The sequence below is a fragment of the Kitasatospora sp. NPDC004531 genome, assembly GCF_053602195.1.
This window is the reverse complement of record NZ_JBSGDD010000198.1, coordinates 1-2681: the sequence shown is the minus strand read 5'-3', so window position 1 is coordinate 2681 and position 2681 is coordinate 1. Positions and strand designations below refer to the sequence as shown.

Genomic DNA, 2681 nt, shown 5'->3' with positions numbered 1-2681 from the left:
GCATCGTGCTGTACCCGAGCGTGGTGGGCGCGCCGAACGCCCACCCCGGGGCGCGGCGCCGCACTACTGCGCGCCGCCCTCCGAACGCCCGGGGGAGGTCCGCGCCCGCACGTGCACCCGCTCACCCTGCGGCCCGAACAGGCTCAGGAACTCCACCGGCGTCGAGCCCGCGTTGGTGAACACGTGCGGCGTCCGGGTGTCGAACTCGGCCGCCTCGCCCGCCTTCAGCACCACGTCGTGCTCCCCGAGCCGCAGCCGCAGCTGCCCCGACAGCACGTACAGCCACTCGTGGCCCTCGTGGGTGCGCTGCTCGACCTCCTCCCGATTCCCCGGCGGGACGATCATCTTGTACGCCTGCATCCCGCCGAGGTTGCGGGCCAGCGGCAGGTACGTCCGGCCGTGCCGGACGAACGGGCGCAGCCGCACCCGGGGATCGCCCGTCGGCGGCGCGTCCACCAGTTCGTCCAGCGCCACGCCGTGCGCCCGGGCCAGCGGCAGCAGCAGCTCCAGGGTGGGCCGGCGGCCGCCCGACTCCAGGCGGGAGAGCGTGCTCACCGAGATGCCGGTCTCCTCGCTGAGCTGCGCGAGCGTGGTGCCGCGCTGCTGCCGGATCGCCCGCAGCCGCGGCCCGACCGCCGTCAGCACCGCCTCGAAGTCCTCGTCCTGCTCGCCCACCGGGGCACTCCTTCCGCTCGGCCTGCCTACCATTTGCCACCTCAGCAACATTGTTTGTCAATCCGGCCAACGGCGGCGCACCATCGACCCATGACCACCACGCACCGCGATTCGCACCCGCACTCCGCCCGCCACCACGACGTCCTGGTCGTCGGCGGCGGCGCCGCCGGACTGGCCGGCGCCCTCGTCCTGGCCCGGGCCCGCCGCTCCGTCCTGGTCGTCGACTCCGGCCGGCCGCGCAACGCGCCCGCCGAGGGCATCCACGGCCTGCTCGGCAACGAGGGCCTGCCGCCCGCCGAGCTCCGCACCCGGGGCCGCGCCGAAGTCGCCTCGTACGGCGGCGAGTTCCACGACGCCGAGGTACGCGGCCTGACCCGCGAGCCGGACGGGACCTTCCGCGCCGAACTGTCCGACGGCACCGCCGCGCACGCCCGCCGGGTGCTGCTGGCCACCGGCACCGCCGACCTGCTGCCCGACGTCCCCGGGCTGACCGAGCGCTGGGGCCGCCAGGTGCTGCACTGCCCGTACTGCCACGGCTGGGAGGCCCGCGACCGGCGGATCGCGGTGCTCGCCACCGAGCCCGCCCTCGCCGTCCACCAGGCGCTGCTGTGGCGCCAGTGGACCTCCGAGGTCGCCCTGCTCGCCCACACCGCCGGGCCGTTCACCGAGCAGCAGCGGCGCGAACTCGCCGCCCGGGGCGTCACCGTCCACACCGGCAAGGTCACCGCCGTCCTGCCCGAGATCGACCCCGACCGGCCCGGCGCGCCGCTCACCGGCGTCCGCCTCGCCGACGGCGCCGTCATCGACTTCGACGCCCTCGCCGTCGCCGGCAGGCCCGCCGTCCGGGCCCCGTTCCTGGCCGGCCTCGGCCTGCGCACCGCCGAACTGGTCCACAACGGCGTCACGTTGGGCGACCACCTCGCCACCACCGGCCCCGCCGGCGCCACCGAGGTCGCCGGCGTGTGGGCGGCCGGCAACCTGACCGACCCGATGGCGCAGGTCGCCGTCGCCGCCGCCGACGGCCTGCGCGCCGCCGCCGCGATCAACGCCGACCTGGTCGCCGAGGAGACCCGGCTCGCCGTCGAGGCCGTCGAGTTCTGGGAGAACCGCTACGGCGAGAGCGAGCAGATCTGGAGCGGCCGCCCCAACGCCTCACTGACCCGCGAGGCCGCCGACCTCGCCCCCGGCCACGCCCTGGACCTCGGCTGCGGCGAGGGCGGCGACGCGATCTGGCTGGCCCAGCAGGGCTGGCAGGTCACCGCCGTCGACATCTCCCAGGTCGCCCTCGACCGGGCCGCCGCCCGCGCGGCCGCCGCCGGCGTGTCCGACCGGATCAGCTGGCGGCGCACCGACCTGGCACACGCTTTCCCGACCGGCTCCTACGACCTGGTCTCCGCCCAGTTCCTGCACTCCCCCGCGGAGTTCCCGCGCGAGCGGGTGCTCCGGCACGCCGCCGCCGCGGTCGCCCCCGGCGGCACCCTGCTGATCGTCAGCCACGCCGTCGCCCCCGCCCGCCACCAGCACGACGACGACCACGAGCACGACAACGACGACAAGCACGAGCACGGCCACGACCACCGCCACCACCACACGATGACCTTCCCCACCCCCGCCGAGGTGCTCGACTCCCTGCACCTGGCCCCCGGCGCCTGGACCGTCGAACGCGCCGAGGAACACCCCCGCCACGACCACCCCGAGCACCCCGTCACCGACCCCGACGCCCGCCCGCACCGCGACTCCACCGTCCGCCTGCGCCGCAACCCCTGACCCGGCCACCCCCACTCGCCTGACACTCAGTTCCCTCGATCAAGACACTGAGTCCCCTCTCACTTCAAAGAAGAGTGGATCTGTGGCACGGAGTGTGGTCTAGTGGGGGTACTGAGTTCCCTCTGCGCCGTGAAAGGACAAGGTGGCCGTGAGCTTGAGGATCGTTGTCTGTGTGAAGTACGTGCCCGACGCGACCGGTGACCGTCGCTTCGCGGACGATGCGACCACCGATCGGGAGG

The 2681-nt window shown here is 74.8% G+C and carries 2 protein-coding genes and 1 pseudogene; 2 read left to right on the top strand and 1 reads right to left on the bottom strand.

What is annotated here, in order from left to right:
- Positions 1 to 63 precede the first annotated feature (63 nt).
- Positions 64 to 675 (bottom strand): helix-turn-helix domain-containing protein, encoded by a 612-nt coding sequence (locus ACWEMJ_RS34055; RefSeq protein ID WP_452141013.1) that lies wholly within the window; start codon positions 673 to 675, stop codon positions 64 to 66.
- 90 nt (positions 676 to 765) lie between these two features.
- On the opposite strand from ACWEMJ_RS34055, the gene ACWEMJ_RS34050 reads away from it, so the two are divergent.
- Together ACWEMJ_RS34050 and ACWEMJ_RS34045 are read left to right on the top strand one after the other, a co-directional pair.
- Complete coding sequence (locus tag ACWEMJ_RS34050) at positions 766 to 2442, top strand: methyltransferase domain-containing protein (RefSeq protein ID WP_452141012.1); 1677 nt, start codon at positions 766 to 768, stop codon at positions 2440 to 2442.
- A gap of 148 nt (positions 2443 to 2590) precedes the next feature.
- Positions 2591 to 2681 (top strand): annotated as a pseudogene (locus ACWEMJ_RS34045) (electron transfer flavoprotein subunit beta); the annotation flags it as partial.